Raw genomic sequence first — 15,363 nt, forward strand, 5'->3', positions numbered from 1 at the left:
GACGCGTCACTAGGGAAGAGCGCTGTTGGCAAGAACGGCAGCGTCGGCCGCTCAGCCGTCCGTTTCCTTGATGCGCGCCTGGAAAACCCGCTCATAACCGCCGACGAACCGATCGAACAGCAGCGAGAAAGCCTCGACATCCTCCGTCGACCAGTCGGCGATAATGCTCTCGATGACCGAAAACTTCTGCGCCTGGATCTCGGCAAGCAACCTTTGCCCAAGCGCGGTCAGTACGACGACAATGCGCCGCGCATCGGCCTGCGAGGCCTTGCGGCGCAGCACCCCGCGGGTGACCATCTCGGCGACGATGCGGCTTGCCCGCGATGGATCGATGCGCAGGATGTCGGCGATCGTTCCGACCGTGACTTCGCCGGCCTCTTCCGCGCGCCTCACGGCATCGATGACGTCGAGATGCGAAAGCTCCAGACCCGGCGCGACGTTCTGGATGGCAAGCCGGCCGATCATGCGGCGGCCGGTCATCAGGCGCATGCGCGTCATTACCTGCCCGATGCGCAGCAGGTTTTCGTCTTCGGGCAGCGGCGAGGCTTCAACTTCTCGTGTGTTCGTTGCTGTTGTCATCATTCCAACATATCAGAGACGGACAGGAATTAAAATATGCAGACAGCATTCACTTGCCATTGACAATTATATGCTGATAGCACATATGTTGCTCCGGAACGTCCGCTTTCGAAGACCTGCCCGAAAACGCCACGTTCCGCATTCAGGAACCGGGGCGTTCCCATGCGTTCGATCGAATGCATAGCGTTTCGGCAAGCTCGGATTTCTCGTCCCATGGATATGCAAGTCACGCACGCGCCACTCGTGGCGGATCATCGCCGCCGGCTGATTCTCTTCCTTTTCCTGATGACCGCCATGTTCATGGCAACCCTCGACAACCAGATCGTCTCGACGGCGCTGCCGACCATTGTCGGCGAATTCGGGCATTTGGAACGCTTCGGCTGGATCGGCTCGGCCTATCTGCTCGCCCTTTCCGCCTCGATGCCCGTCTACGGCAAGCTCGGCGACCTCTTCGGCCGCAAATATGTGATGATGACCGCAATCGCGATCTTCACCGTCGGCTCGGCCGTTTGCGGCCTTGCGGTATCGATGAACACGCTGATCGCCGCCCGCGTGCTGCAGGGCCTTGGCGGCGGCGGCATTCTGGTGTCGATCTTCGCCGTCAACGCCGATCTCTTCGAGCCGCGCGAACGCGCCCGTTATCAAAGCTATTCCAGCCTGGTGCTGATGGCCTCCGGCGCCATCGGCCCGGTTCTCGGCGGCACGATGAGCGACCTCTTCGGCTGGCGCTCGATCTTCCTCGTCAACGTGCCGATCGGCTTTATCGTTCTGACCGGCCTCGCCCTCATGCTGCCGTATCGCAAACCGGCCCGCAAACCGAAGATTGATTACGCCGGCGCACTCCTCCTTGCGCTAACCACCACCAGCATCGTGCTTGCCGCCGACGGCACCGAGCTTTTCGGATCGCTGCTTTCGCCGCAATGCCTTGGGATCATCGCCTTCGGCGCGTTTTGCGCATTGGCCTGGGTCTTCGTCGAACGCCGCGCGCCGGAGCCGATCGTACCCATGACGCTGTTCCGCAACCCGACCTTCGGCCTGCTGCTGATCATCTCGGTCACCAGCGGTGCAGTCGCGATCGGCATGGTCAACTACTTCGCGCTCTTCCTGCAGACGACAACCGGCTTGTCACCCTCCATGGCCGGTCTTCTGTTCATCCTGTTGACCGGAGGCATCGTATGCGGTTCGCTTTCGGCCGGCCGGCTGATCTCGGCCAGGGGCCGCTACAAGCCCTTCGCCATCGCCAGCGCCGCCTGCAGCACCATCGCCTTCGCCACGCTGGCGCAGGTCCATGCCGGCACGCCGATCGTCTTCATCGGCGCCCTGATGCTGCTGCACGGCATCGGCATCGGCCTGGCACAGCAGGTCCCGGTCATCGGCGTGCAGAATGCCGCCGCAAGGGGTGACGTCGGTGCCGCCACCGGCGCCGTGACGCTCTCGCGCATGGGTGGCGCCTCGATCGCCATTTCCATCTACGGCGCCATCATCGCCGCCAAGCTCAGCAATATCGGCCTCTCCATTCCGGGCGTCGCCAACATCGAGGAACTGACGCCGAAGATGATGGCGGCCCTGCCGGAGGCCACGCGCGAAAGCGTTGCCAATGCCTATGCAAGCGCCTTCAGTCCGCTGTTCATGACGGCCGCCGCCATATGCTTCCTCGGCCTGCTGACGGCGATCATATTGAAGAACGTGCAATTGCCCAGTGCCGCCAAGAAGCTCGACAGCCAGGCAGCCGCCCACGCTGCCGAGTAAAAACGCGGTCCTGCAATCGACAAGGGAATCATCCTCTTTTTATCCCCTTGTCATCCCTTCGTCACAGGACTAAACCTGCCAACGCTCTAACGGGGTGCCTTATGTCTTCGAAGACATCTGGCTGAGAGGCTTTCACCGGCCAACCCGCGGAACCTGATCCGGCTAACACCGGCGGAGGGATTAGACGCGTGACAAAATCATAGCGCCCTTTTCCCGTTCAAGACAAACCAACGAGGAGGCGCTGTCATGCCCAACCGATCGCTGCTATCACTGTTTACCGGCTTGGCTCTCGCCGCCGGCGCAACGCTTTTTGCCGCCCAAGGCGCCGAAGCCGCAGACAAGACGCTCACCATCTACACCTATGAAAGCTTCACCGCCGACTGGGGTCCGGGCGCCAAGGTCAAGGCCGCCTTCGAGAAGACCTGCGGTTGCACAGTCAATTACGTCAGCGTCACCGACGGCGTGGCACTGCTTTCCCGGCTGAAGCTGGAAGGCACCGGCACCAAAGCCGACGTCGTTCTCGGCCTCGACACCAACCTCGTCGACGAAGCCAAGGACACCGGCCTGTTCGATGCCAGCGGCATAGACACATCGGGCCTCAAGGTTCCCGGCGATTTCAAGGACGACGTCTTCGTGCCCTATGATTACGGCCATTTCGCCGTCGTCTACGATACGCAGGCGATCAAGAACCCGCCGAAGAGCCTGAAGGATCTGGTCGAAGGCGATCCGTCGCAGAAGATCGTCATCGAAGATCCCCGCACCTCGACGCCGGGCCTCGGCCTGTTACTCTGGGTGAAGTCGGTCTATGGCGACAAGGCAGCCGATGCCTGGACGAAGCTCAAGGGCCGCATCCTGACCGTGACGCCCGGCTGGTCGGAAGCCTACGACCTGTTCACCAAGGGCGAAGCGCCGATGGTGCTCTCCTATACGACATCGCCGGCCTATCACATGATCACGGACAAGACCGACCGCTATCAGGCGGCCGCCTTCTCCGAGGGTCATTACATCCAGATCGAAGTCGCCGGCCTAATCAAGTCGTCGCCGAACAAGGAGCTTGCCCGCGACTTCCTGAAGTTCATGATCTCGCCTGGCTTCCAGGACACCATTCCGACCAATAACTGGATGATGCCGGCCGCGGCCACATCCGAGCCGCTGCCGGATGCATTCAGCAAGCTGGTCGTCCCATCGAAGACCTTCCTGATGAGCCCTGACGTGGTCGAGAAGAACCGCAAGGCCTGGGTCGACGAATGGCTGGCCGCCACCAGCACCAATTAACGGTGAGATGTTGCTGACGGCACCCGAGAAAAGACATGCCATTGCCGGCGGGGCGTTCAGTCTTGCCGGCATCGTGTTTTTCATCAGCCTTGCCATCGCCACCCTGCTTACCGCCGGCATCGAAACCGCCGGCGGCGGCAATCCGCTCGCCGATCCCTACCTTCTGCGCGTGCTGCGCTTCACCCTGCTGCAGGCGACGCTATCCACCCTTCTTTCCGTTGTTCTCGCAATTCCCGTGGCTCGCGCGTTGGCGCGGCAACCGCGTTTTCTCGGCCGACTCTGGCTGATCCGCCTGATGGCTGTCCCCATGGGCCTACCGGTGCTGATCGGTGCGCTCGGGCTGCTCGGCATATGGGGCCGCCAGGGCCTTCTAAACCAGGCGCTGACGGGGCTCGGCCTGGCGCAGCCGGTGAGCATCTACGGGCTGATGGGCATCCTGCTCGCGCACGTCTTCTTTAATCTGCCGCTGGCCGCCCGCCTGATGCTTGCCGGGCTGGAGCGCGTGCCGGCGGAATATTGGCTGATGGCCGGCGGGCTCGGCATGCGTCCGGCCTCCGTCTTTCGTTTCATCGAATGGCCAATACTGCGCGGCCTCATTCCCGGTATCGCCGGTCTGATCTTCATGCTCTGTGCCACCAGTTTCACGCTGGTGCTGATCCTTGGTGGCGGCCCAGCCGCGACCACGCTCGAAGTGGCGATCTATCAGGCGCTTCGCTTCGATTTCGACCCCGGTCGCGCCGTAGCTCTGTCCCTGCTGCAGATCGTGGTGACCGCCGCCATTCTCGGCGCAATGGCCCTGCTTCCGGCACCCGACGATCACGGGCTGACGTCCGGCCGCGCCGTACGGCGCATCGACGGAACATTGCCCATCGCCAAACTGGTCGATAGCCTGCTGCTCCTGCTCACCACCCTGTTCATCGGCCTGCCGCTCGGTTCAGTAGTCGTCACCGGCCTGAAGGCAGATCTTCTCAGGCTTGTCGGCCAGACGATCTTCCTGCAGGCGACCTTGACCAGCCTCGCAATCGCTTTTGCTGCCGGCATTCTGGCGGTCCTCGCCTCCTTCACCATTATCCGCGCCCGCGCAGCCATATCGGCCGAACGCCGGAAAGCGCCGAGCCTGCGCGGCTTGGCCGTTGCCTTGAGCGGCACATCCTCCCTCGTCTTGCTGGTGCCGCCGATCGTCCTGGCGACCGGATGGTTCCTGGCGCTCAGGCTGGTTGACGATCCCGCCCGCTTCGCGGCGCTGCTGATCGTCGTCATCAACGCCCTTATGGCGCTTCCCTTTGTCATCCGCGTCATCGAACCGGCCCATGCCGTCCATCGCCGCCGCACCGAACGGCTCGCCGCAAGCCTCGGCCTTCATGGCCTCGCGCGGTTACGGCTGGTCGACTGGCCGGGCCTGCGCAAACCGCTTTTCACGGCGCTCTCCTTCGCCATGGCACTGTCGCTCGGCGATCTCGGCGCCATCGCTCTTTTCGGCTCCGATAGCCTGATGACCCTGCCCTGGCTGGTCTACAGCAAGCTCGGCAGCTATCGCACCAACGATGCAGACGGACTTGCTTTCATTCTGGGGCTGATATGTCTTCTCCTGACCATCGCCGGCACGGCCGGTCAAGGCAAGCATGAGGACGAAGGCAGGCGGAATGACCGATAATCAAGGCATGGCGGCACGAGGCCTCGCGATGACCGGCGTCGAATTGCGGCTCGGCACGCATGATTTCCGCTTTGATTGCGAACTGCCACAGGCGCGGATTATCGCCATCACCGGCCCGTCCGGATCGGGCAAATCCACCTTCCTCAATCTGCTCGCCGGCTTCGAGACGCCGGACCGTGGCCGCATCATGCTTGCCGGACAGGAGGTGACCAAGCTGCATCCTTCAGCACGGCCGGTCTCCCTGGTTTTCCAGGATAACAACCTCTTTGCCCATCTCGATCTCTTCACCAATGTCGGGCTTGGCATCAGCCCATCGCTAAGACTCTCGGCAGACGATCGGCAAAGGATTTCTGAGGCCCTGGCCCGCGTCGGGCTTGCCGGCTTTGACAGACGCATGCCCGGCACCCTCTCCGGCGGCGAGCGCCAACGCGCCGCCTTCGCCCGGGCGCTGGTGCGGGATAGGCCGATCCTGCTGCTCGATGAACCCTTCGCCGCGCTCGATCCGGGCCTGCGCTCCGGCATGGCCGAGCTTTTGTCCACGCTTCACCGCGAGACCGGCAATACGGTGCTGATCGTCTCGCACGACCCAGCCGAAGTTCGCCGTCTCGCCGACCATGCCGTCTTCATCGATGGCGGAACCATTCGGCTTTCAGCTCCCATCGAACGTTTCCTGACACAGGAAGGCATTCCGGCACTGACCACATTTTTGCAGCATTGAATGCGATGCAGCAATTTTGCTGCCGGTTTTGCCTTAATTTCGTCGTGGCGAGCGGCTGAAAGCGTGGCATATGCTTGCCAAAATACAACGCTGCCACATTTTAAACGGAGTCTCGCTATGCAACTGCTGCCGAAATCGGCTACAGCAAAGGGCAGAGACCATCCGGATGAACTCAGGTTTGATCGGGATGGATGCAACCTTTGACGAAACCCGGCGATGATCGGCCTAGCCATGATCAACCGAGTTCGGTGTTCGGCCGGCATGGCAGCGAGATGAGTGGGATACAGGCACTGAAGCAGAGCGAGTACGCAGGACGAAGGATCAGCGTGACAGTTGCGGCCCTTATGCGCCGCTTCGCCCCCGTCCTCATTGCCGCAACGGTGCTCAACGGCTGTCAGTCGGTGCTGGATCAATCCTACCAGCCGAATGTTTCCCCCTCGTCCAGTCCGCAGATCGTTTCCGAAGTGCAGAAGAACGATCCGCGCGCGCAGATGGGCGCCCGCGAGCATCCGCGCATCCTGGCTAGCTATGGCGGCGAGTACAAGGATGCCAGGACCGAGCGCCTGGTCGCCCGCATTGCCGGCGCACTGACCAGCGTGTCGGAAAATCCGCAGCAATCCTATCGCATCACCATTTTGAATTCGCCGTCGATCAATGCCTTCGCGCTGCCCGGCGGCTACCTCTACGTCACGCGCGGTCTGCTGGCCCTTGCCAACGATGCCTCGGAAGTTGCTGCCGTGCTGTCGCATGAGATGGCGCACGTCACCGCCAATCACGGCATCGAGCGCCAGAAGCGTGAAGAGGCCGAAGTCATCGCTAGCCGCGTCGTCTCGGAAGTTCTGTCGAGCGATCTTGCCGGTAAGCAGGCGCTCGCGCGCGGCAAGCTGCGCCTTGCCGCCTTCTCCCGCCAGCAGGAGCTGCAAGCGGACGAGATCGGCATCCGCACGCTTGGCCAGGCCGGCTACGACCCCTACGCGGCGGCCCGCTTCCTCAATGCGATGGAAGACTACAGCCATTTCATGACGGCCAATTCCGACGCGGACCAGAGCCTCGACTTCCTATCGAGCCATCCGAGCACGCCGCAGCGCATCGATCTTGCCAAGACGCATGCCCGCGAATTCGGCGAGGAGGGCAAGGTCGGCGATACCGGCCGCGACTATTACCTCAATGGCATCGACGGCCTGCTTTATGGCGACAGCCCCGAAGAAGGCTATGTGCGCGGCCAGACCTTCCTGCACGGCGGTCTCGGCATTCGCTTCGAAGTGCCGCCCGATTTCCACATCGATAACAAGGTCGAGGCGGTCATGGCGACTGGCCCCGGCGACATCGCCGTCCGCTTCGATGGCGTGGCGGACAGCCAGAATCAGAACCTGACGAATTATATTTCGAGCGGCTGGGTCACCGGTCTCGATCCCTCGACCATCCGGCCCATCACGGTCAACGGCATGGAGGCGGCCACCGCGCGCGCCTCGGCCGATCGCTGGGATTTCGACGTCACCGTCATCCGCGACCGCTCGCAGATCTTCCGCTTCCTGACGGCCGTGCCGAAAGGCAACACTGCCGCTCTGCAGCAAACGGCCGATGTGCTTCGCTCCAGCTTCCGGCACATGACGCCGGAGGAAGCCTCGTCGCTGAAGCCGCTGCGCGTGCGCGTCGTCACCGTCAAGGCGGGCGATAACATCACCACCCTCGCCGCCCGCATGATGGGCACCGACCGCAAGCTCGATCTCTTCAAGCTGATCAACGCCTTGCCATCAGGCGCAAACGTCGCGCCCGGCGACAGGGTCAAGATCATTTCCGAATAATTGAATCGCGTACCTTCGCCCCAACGCGAAAAAGCCGCGCACAAAGCGGCTTGAAGGGCGTTATCGGGAAAGCTGCTTTTTTGGCTGGCGCCTCGACCCTTCTCCCCATGGGGAGAAGGGTTTTCATCAGGCATAACTCGCCATGCGCGGATCGGCGTCGACCAGGGCGCTGCGGAGTTTCTCCATGGCGCGGCTTTCGATCTGGCGCACGCGTTCCTTGGAAATGCCGAGATCGGCACCCAGCTCCTCCAGCGTCGCACCATCCTCCACCAGGCGGCGTGCGCGGATGATCTTCATTTCACGCTCGTTGAGGTGCTTCAACGCGGAAGCCAGCCAGATGCGGCGGCGTTCGCCGTCGATCATATTGGAGACCTGTTCGTCCGGCAGAGGCTCGTCGCTGATCAGGAAATCCATGCGCTCGGCGCTTTCGGCGTCGCCGGAAATAGACGGCGCCTGCAAGGATGCATCGTTGCTGGAAAGGCGCGCATCCATGGTCTGCACATCGGCAAGGCTGACGCCGAGGGCGATGGCGATTTCCTCGTGGATGGACTGCACGGTGACGCCGGTATTGCCTCTGGCGAGCTTGGCGCGCAGGCGGCGGAGATTGAAAAACAATGCCTTCTGCGCCGAACTCGTGCCTCCGCGCACGATCGACCAGTTGCGCAGGATATAATCCTGGATCGAAGCGCGGATCCACCAGCTAGCATAGGTCGAGAATCGTACTTCCCGTTCCGGTTCGAACCTTGCCGCCGCTTCCAGGAGACCTACATAGCCTTCCTGTACCAGATCGCTCATCGGCAAGCCGAAATTGCGGAATTTGCCCGCCATCGAAATAACGAGGCGCATGTGGGCTGTGGCGATCTTGTTGCGAGCGCCGCGGTCGTCGTGATCCTTCCAGCGGATGGCGAGATCGTGCTCTTCGTCACGGCCGAGATAGGGAGCGGCCATCGCGATCTTAATCATACGCCGATCTGCAGACATATTCTTCATATGCATATCCCCTAATCCTGCCCCAAAATCGTCTCTGTGCCACGGTCAACGGAAAAGGCAGCAAACATCGTTTCCGGACATTGCTGCGCGGGTGAAAATCTATGAATGGAATTCAATTGGAGGCCGATCTCCGGATATCCGACGATCGGTTACGGGTCTAATTCGGCTTCACCAAAATGACCTAGCGAACGAAATGACTTCCGATCGCCGGGAAATTTCCAATCAAAACACATGGGGTCCGGTCCTCGTGAATGTTAAGGGAAACGGCTGCCCGAGAAACTCACATCATGAGAAAGCGCGCAGCAGTCGCGAATACGAGGCATAAACGCATCAGACCAAAAAAGGTTCCAAAGAAAAAACCCGGCGCGAGGGCCGGGTTTTTTGACGTGGTATGTGACCTCTGGCCTTATGCGGCTTCGTCCTGGGAATCGTCTTCTTCGACGACCTTGCCGCGCTTCGGGCCCTTGTTCAGGTTGACTTCGACGAGGCGAACGGCCTCGGTCTCGGACATCTTGTTGACGGCGGCGATTTCGCGCGCCATGCGATCGAGTGCAGCTTCATAGAGCTGACGTTCGGAATAAGACTGCTCAGGCTGGTTCTCAGCGCGATAGAGATCGCGAACAACTTCGGCAATCGAGATAAGATCGCCCGAATTGATCTTGGCATCATATTCCTGGGCCCGGCGCGACCACATGGTGCGCTTGACGCGGGCCTTGCCCTGAACAACCTTAAGCGCCCGATCGACAAAATCCGTCTCGGAAAGCTTACGCATTCCAATGCTCATGGCCTTTGCCACAGGCACCTTCAGACGCATCTTGTCTTTTTCGAAGTCGATTACAAAAAGCTCAAGCTTCATGCCTGCGACTTCCTGCTCTTCAATCGCGGTGATCGTACCAACGCCGTGGGCGGGGTATACGATCGCTTCACCGGTCTTGAAGCCATGGCGTGCTGCTGAAGGTTTTTTCTGCTGGATCGTCATTCTTTTCAAAAACTCCCTGTTACGCACCCAGCGTGAGCCGGGGCCGGGTCAGTCAGGCCCGGTTGAGACGGAAGCACCGTCGGGGTGACTTCATCCTGGTCCAGCCAGACGCGTGCAAAAAGAAATCCGTTCATCGCGATCCCAGACCCCGACACCTCAAAACGTTGATATGTCAAGGAAACCGCGTACGGATTTGTTAGTTGCTTTCGTGATGGTTTGGGGCACGCGAAATGCCGCAGTGGATCAGTATGAGGAAGCTATCACAAAAATCTGACTAAATCAATAATTTGCTTTACGCACACCAAAGCGGCCACGTCGACCGCTCCAGCGGCCAACGGCAATGATTCGTCTTTATGCGCTATCGACTACACCTTTATCGGCGGCCTGTCACGACCTTCAATCAGTCACCTGAACCGGGGTTGGCCGAGAAGTATTTCTCAAACTTGCCCTGTTCGCCATCCATTTCCTTGGCTTCCGGAAGGGGATCGCGCTTGACTGTGATGTTCGGCCAGATCGATGCGTAATCCGCATTGATTTTCAGCCACTTGTCGAGACCCGGCTCGGTATCGGGCTTGATAGCCTCGGCGGGACATTCCGGCTCGCAAACGCCACAATCGATGCATTCATCCGGATGGATGACGAGAAAATTCTCACCCTCGTAGAAGCAGTCCACGGGGCAGACTTCCACGCAATCGGTGTATTTGCAGCGAACGCAATTGTCGGTCACGACATATGTCATGAAGCACTCCAGGAATGTCTCTCGTTTCCGCGGATGCGCAACCTGGAACGTCGCGCTTTTCCCTCGGAAGCCGGCGGGCAAGCGGACGCGCTAGGCGCAGGCATGCCGACCGGCTGGTTACCAGCGGGTTGACCGTGAGGTATCGACTTTGCCAACCAATTTCAAGGGATAAACAATCCCAAAATCATAGAGGCCGGGCAGAGTTTTCTAATCATCGTCGGAGGTCAGGCGGTCGATAGCGCGTCGGTCGCGCTTCGTCGGCCGTCCGCTACCGGGCGCGCGGAGCGCCTGTTCGAAGGGAGTGAGACGTTTTGTCTCATCTGGCGGCGGCGTCAGGTCCTCGTAAAGCAGCTTCGCTTCTTCGAAAGGCCCCCTCCGCTCGCCCGTCTGACGCACGATCAGGACGACGTCGCGCCGCTCCAACGACAGCTCGATCCGGTCGCCGGCCTTGACGCCATAGCTCGGCTGCGCGACCCGCTCGCCGTTCACCCGCACGCTGCCGTTCTGGACATAGACCTGCGCCAGCGAGCGGGATTTTACCATGCGGGCAAAGAACAGCCACTTGTCGATGCGCTGACGCGAACCGGAAGATGGCTGTTTTTCGTCCGTCATGGCCTATTTCTTCATCTGCTCCTTGAGGGCTGCGAGCTTGGCGAAAGGAGAATCCGGATCGATCGGCTTTTCCTTGCGCGGCGGCTTGGCCTCGAAGCGCAACGGCTGCGATGCACCGCGATTGTTGCGGTCGTTCCGGTCATTGCGATCGTTACGCTCTTTCCGGTCGCCACGATCCTGGCGGTCGTTGCGGTCGGAACGATTGCCCTGGTGCTGCGGACGGCCGCCGTCGCGATTGCCGCGCGGTCCCTTGTTGTCACCACGGGCTTCACGCCCTTCGCGATTGCCTTCACCGCTCGCTTGCTGCTCACCACCGCCATTGCGGCGATTGCCCTGCTGACCGCGTCCCTCGCCCTGATGGCCGCGACGATCGCCATGGCCGCGTCCGCCCTGACGCTGCTGGTTGTCGCTGCGTCCGCCAAGACGCCAAAGCAGAACCGGCTTCGGCTCTACCGGCTCGGCGGTGACGATATCGGCACCCGCCAGCTCGGTTGCGGCCTCGGCAGCTTCCGTCGACTCTGCAGCGGCAGCAGCCGGCTCAGCAGGGGCTTGCTCTACGGCAGCGGCGTCCTGCGCGGCAGCTTCACCTTCCGTAGCCGGCTCATCGCTGTGGCTGTCGGCATCATCATGATCGGCTTTGTCGGCGACAGCTTCGGCAGCCTGCGCCGCCGCAGGCGCCGAGGAGGCATCCTGCTGCGAAAGGAAGGCTGTCGCGTCTTCGGCCTTCACAGCGTCAGCGCGGTAGCCGAGACCCTTCAGGATCTCTTCCATATCTTCCAGCGTCGCGCCGAGAATGGAAAGCATTGCCGTCGTCGTCGTGAAGCGACGACCATCATAGGCGCCTTCCGGACGCGACGCCTGGCCGGGCTTCCACTGCAACAGCGGACGGATGATATCCGCCAGCCGCTCGAGAATATCGATACGCACCGCGCGCTTGCCGAGGAAACGGAAGCCGGCGAGCTTGTAGAACATACGTTCGAAAGTCGGATCGGTAACCACGGACGTGCGGCCCGCCGCCAAAACCGGGATCAGGTCGCCATAACCCGGCTTGTCGAGGCCGTCGTTCTTCAGCGCCCAAAGCAGGGTGATGAGTTCGGCCGGAGCCGGCTTCAGCAGGGCGGGGACGAAAATGTGGTAGGCGCCGAAGCGGACGCCATAGCGGCGCATCGAGGCGCGCGCATCCTGGTCCAGCGACTTCACCTCTTCCGTGACGTCGCGGCGGAAGAGCACGCCAAGATTTTCGACGAGCTGGAAGGCCAGCCCCTTGGCAAGACCCTGCAAATCCTCGGCGCGCGACAGATCGTCGAGCGGCTTCAGCACCGTGCTGATATGATGGTTCACGAAGCGCTCAATACGCGCAGCGACATGATCGCGCGCATTGCCCGTCAATTGCTCGTCGGCGAGCAGGATGACGCGCGGACGCATGACGTGATCGCTGCCCGACAGCCGCGCCACAGGATCGCCAAGCCAACGGACGAGACCGTCCGCACTGATCGCCAGATCGCTGTTGCCGGCCGCATGGATACGGGCGGCCCGCGCCTCGAACTCCAGCGCCAGCGCCTTTTGCGAGGCGGTCTGGACGGCCTTCGCGTCCGGCCCCTCGGTTCCCGCGATTGGCGTGAACCGGAATCCGGTCAACTGTCCCACATGATGCCCCTCAACGAAGACATCCCCATTCACACTGATTTCAGCTTCCAGCATCGCATTCTCTCTCAGGCGCTTCATGAGCACAGATGTCCTGCGATCAACAAAGCGTTTCGTCAACCTTTCATGTAACGCATCGGACAATCGATCTTCGATTTCCCGCGTCTTTTCTTGCCAGTGTGTCGGATCGGCAAGCCAACCGGGCCGGTTCGACACATAGGTCCAAGTCCTTATCTGCGCGATTCGCGCCGAAAGCGTGTCGATCTCACCATCTGTCCGATCGGCGCGGTGCACCTGCTCGGCCAGGAAGTCCTCTTTTACCGTGCCATAGCGTACAAGGTCGGAAAAGAGGGTGGCGATAAGATCGGCATGCTGGGCGGGCGTAATCCGCCGATAGTCCGGAAGCGCACAGGCTTCCCATAATTTTTCCACTCGCGCCGGATTATTGGCAAGATCGGAAATTTCCAGATCGCGCGACAAATATTCCAGCGCCTGCTGATCGACCGATGGCAGCGCGCGTGTCAAGCCCTGCACACGCGGCGCGCTCTCAAGACTCGCCCGCAGCGATGCGATCGAGGAGAAATCGAATTCCTTGGTGCGCCACTGTAGCACTTTAACCGTATCGAACTCGTGACCTTCGATGCGCCGAACCAATTCATCGTCGAAGGGATCGACCTGGCCCGTGACACCAAAAGTGCCGTCCTTCAGATGGCGCCCGGCGCGGCCGGCGATCTGGCCGAGTTCGGCCGGATTGAGATTGCGGAACTGATAGCCGTCGAACTTGCGATCCTGGGCAAAGGCGACGTGGTCGACATCGAGATTGAGGCCCATGCCGATCGCGTCGGTCGCCACCAGATATTCGACATCGCCGTCCTGATAGAGCGCCACTTGCGCATTGCGCGTCCGCGGGCTGAGCGCGCCGAGAACGACAGCCGCTCCGCCGCGCTGGCGACGAATGAGTTCGGCGATGGCATAGACTTCATCGGCGGAGAAGGCGACGATCGCCGTGCGCTGCGGCAGGCGGGTGATCTTCTTCTGCCCGGCATAAAAGAGATGCGACAGCCGCGGCCGCTCGACGACGGTGATCCCCGGCAAAAGCTGCTCAAGGATCGGCCGCATCGTGCCGGCGCCGAGCAGCAGCGTCTCCTCGCGCCCCCGCAAATGCAGGATGCGGTCGGTAAAGATATGGCCGCGCTCCAGATCACCAGCGAGCTGCACTTCATCGATGGCGACGAAAGAGGCCCGCGTCTCGCGCGGCATGGCTTCGACGGTGCAGACGGAATAACGCGCATTCGGCGGCGAAATCTTCTCTTCGCCGGTGACCAGCGCGACATACTGCGCCCCAACCTTCTCGACGACACGCGTATAGACCTCGCGCGCCAGCAGCCGCAGCGGCAGGCCGATCACGCCGTTGCCGTGCGCCACCATGCGCTCGATGGCATAATGGGTTTTGCCGGTGTTGGTGGGTCCGAGCACCGCGGTCACGCCGCGTCCGCTCAGGATCATTGGCTGCGAAGTCTGAGTCATAGGTCCATGCATGGGCGAGAAACCACTGTCTTCCGATCAGCAAGGTCCCCAAGGAAGAAAAGAAGAGATGACGACCATATGTGACAAAGGCAAGACCTGATTCAAAAAACAACGGCCGCAATATGCGATTTTATCTTCGGCAGGTTCAACCAAGAGCTACATTCTCCCTACATCCCACACGAGTCCTGTCGAGTGGGGAACAGCTTGAGAACGAATCGGCGACGAATCGCTGACTCCGTTTAGTTCCGCTTCTGTTCACTACTATATATGGATTTTGATTCGCAAATGCCCACCAGATCGTGAATCGCCATTTGGACCGCTTTTTCACATGAATCATGAGTCAAGCGACGAGTCCGGCGGAACGATGCCCTCACACAAGAACATGGTTAACCGTTTGTAAATTTGGCGAATTTCTCAGAACAAGACCCGAATGATTTCGGCATTAAGATTCGGGCCAAAGCCGGAACGAATCGGCGACGAATCGCTGACTCCCATCAGTTCCGCATCCGTTCTCCACAATATCTAGTGTCTTAGCCAACGAAATACACAGGACTCTGCAGGGTTGAAGCGCCGAATCACGTCGAATCGTGGATTGCAATTAACCTTTGAGCGAAACGTAATATAAAAAGCTCACAATTTCGCGTGGTGATTGAATCCGTTAACTTATCGATCAAAGCCGGAACGAATCGGCGACGAATCGCAGATCAACTCATGTACTGTATTTGTTCACGGCTAGATATAGCGTTCGGATGAGGAAGCTCATCCAAATGGGGAATGACGCAACAAAGGAGGTAGAAAAAAAATTGCGCGGTATTAACCATTTCGACCGGGATAGTACCACTTTTGGGCGATGAGGCCTAAATTCCCTCTCCTAAAGAGGTAGGTCCTTCCGGGACGCAATCCCTGCCGCCGTTAACCAAAGCCCAAATGCAGAACGAATCGCTGACGAAACACGGACACGTCCGCTTTCTCGTTTCGTTCACCGCAACATATTGTATTTAAAGCAATTTTTAACCATATGCGGAACTCGTTGTTATGTATTCTCCGCATGACGCCGATGCCTACGTTAACATTTTGACTCGACATGCCGGC

General features: G+C 60.3%; 11 protein-coding genes and 1 riboswitch. Of the genes, 5 read left to right on the top strand and 6 right to left on the bottom strand.

Annotated elements, in window-relative coordinates:
- Positions 1-51 precede the first annotated feature (51 nt).
- Positions 52-579, bottom strand: a complete 528-nt coding sequence (locus tag C9E91_RS18970) for a MarR family winged helix-turn-helix transcriptional regulator (RefSeq protein WP_107109951.1) — start codon at positions 577-579, stop codon at positions 52-54.
- A gap of 213 nt (positions 580-792) precedes the next feature.
- On the opposite strand from C9E91_RS18970, the gene C9E91_RS18975 reads away from it, so the two are divergent.
- The 5 genes from C9E91_RS18975 to C9E91_RS18995 all read left to right on the top strand — a co-directional run bounded on the left by C9E91_RS18975 (position 793) and on the right by C9E91_RS18995 (position 7,780).
- A complete protein-coding gene (locus C9E91_RS18975; protein WP_107109810.1) occupies positions 793-2,328 on the top strand; it encodes an MDR family MFS transporter in 1,536 nt (511 codons plus the stop codon).
- Between the two features lie 80 nt (positions 2,329-2,408).
- A riboswitch (TPP riboswitch) is annotated at positions 2,409-2,525 on the top strand.
- A gap of 49 nt (positions 2,526-2,574) precedes the next feature.
- Complete coding sequence (gene thiB / locus C9E91_RS18980; protein WP_107109811.1) at positions 2,575-3,603, top strand: thiamine ABC transporter substrate binding subunit; 1,029 nt, start codon at positions 2,575-2,577, stop codon at positions 3,601-3,603.
- Between the two features lie 7 nt (positions 3,604-3,610).
- The gene (thiP, locus tag C9E91_RS18985) at positions 3,611-5,257 is read left to right on the top strand and encodes a thiamine/thiamine pyrophosphate ABC transporter permease ThiP (RefSeq protein ID WP_107109812.1); all 1,647 of its coding nucleotides are present in this window, start codon (positions 3,611-3,613) and stop codon (positions 5,255-5,257) included.
- On the top strand, positions 5,247-5,975 hold the full coding sequence (locus C9E91_RS18990) for a thiamine ABC transporter ATP-binding protein (RefSeq protein ID WP_107109813.1): 729 nt from the start codon (positions 5,247-5,249) through the stop codon (positions 5,973-5,975). Before thiP ends, C9E91_RS18990 begins: the two co-directional genes overlap by 11 nt.
- A gap of 344 nt (positions 5,976-6,319) precedes the next feature.
- Positions 6,320-7,780, top strand: coding sequence for a M48 family metalloprotease (locus C9E91_RS18995; RefSeq protein WP_107109814.1), 1,461 nt, complete (start codon positions 6,320-6,322; stop codon positions 7,778-7,780).
- A 126-nt stretch (positions 7,781-7,906) separates the two neighbouring features.
- Here C9E91_RS18995 and C9E91_RS19000 read toward each other — a convergent pair whose 3' ends face one another.
- The 5 genes from C9E91_RS19000 to C9E91_RS19020 form a co-directional block, all read right to left on the bottom strand.
- Positions 7,907-8,770: an RNA polymerase factor sigma-32 gene (locus C9E91_RS19000; RefSeq protein ID WP_107109952.1), complete on the bottom strand. Its 864-nt coding sequence runs from the start codon at positions 8,768-8,770 to the stop codon at positions 7,907-7,909.
- Positions 8,771-9,176: 406 nt separating this feature from the next.
- The gene (locus C9E91_RS19005; protein ID WP_107109815.1) at positions 9,177-9,749 is read right to left on the bottom strand and encodes a CarD family transcriptional regulator; all 573 of its coding nucleotides are present in this window, start codon (positions 9,747-9,749) and stop codon (positions 9,177-9,179) included.
- 400 nt (positions 9,750-10,149) lie between these two features.
- Positions 10,150-10,488: a ferredoxin FdxA gene (gene fdxA, locus C9E91_RS19010; protein ID WP_107109816.1), complete on the bottom strand. Its 339-nt coding sequence runs from the start codon at positions 10,486-10,488 to the stop codon at positions 10,150-10,152.
- 207 nt (positions 10,489-10,695) lie between these two features.
- Positions 10,696-11,100: an Hsp15 family ribosome-associated heat shock protein gene (locus C9E91_RS19015; RefSeq protein ID WP_107109817.1), complete on the bottom strand. Its 405-nt coding sequence runs from the start codon at positions 11,098-11,100 to the stop codon at positions 10,696-10,698.
- 3 nt (positions 11,101-11,103) lie between these two features.
- The gene (locus tag C9E91_RS19020) at positions 11,104-14,271 is read right to left on the bottom strand and encodes a helicase-related protein (RefSeq protein ID WP_107109818.1); all 3,168 of its coding nucleotides are present in this window, start codon (positions 14,269-14,271) and stop codon (positions 11,104-11,106) included.
- Positions 14,272-15,363: the final 1,092 nt, after the last annotated feature.

Origin of the sequence: Rhizobium sp. SEMIA4064 (genome assembly GCF_003025035.1) — a bacterium.
GTDB classification, from domain to species: domain Bacteria; phylum Pseudomonadota; class Alphaproteobacteria; order Rhizobiales; family Rhizobiaceae; genus Rhizobium; species Rhizobium paranaense.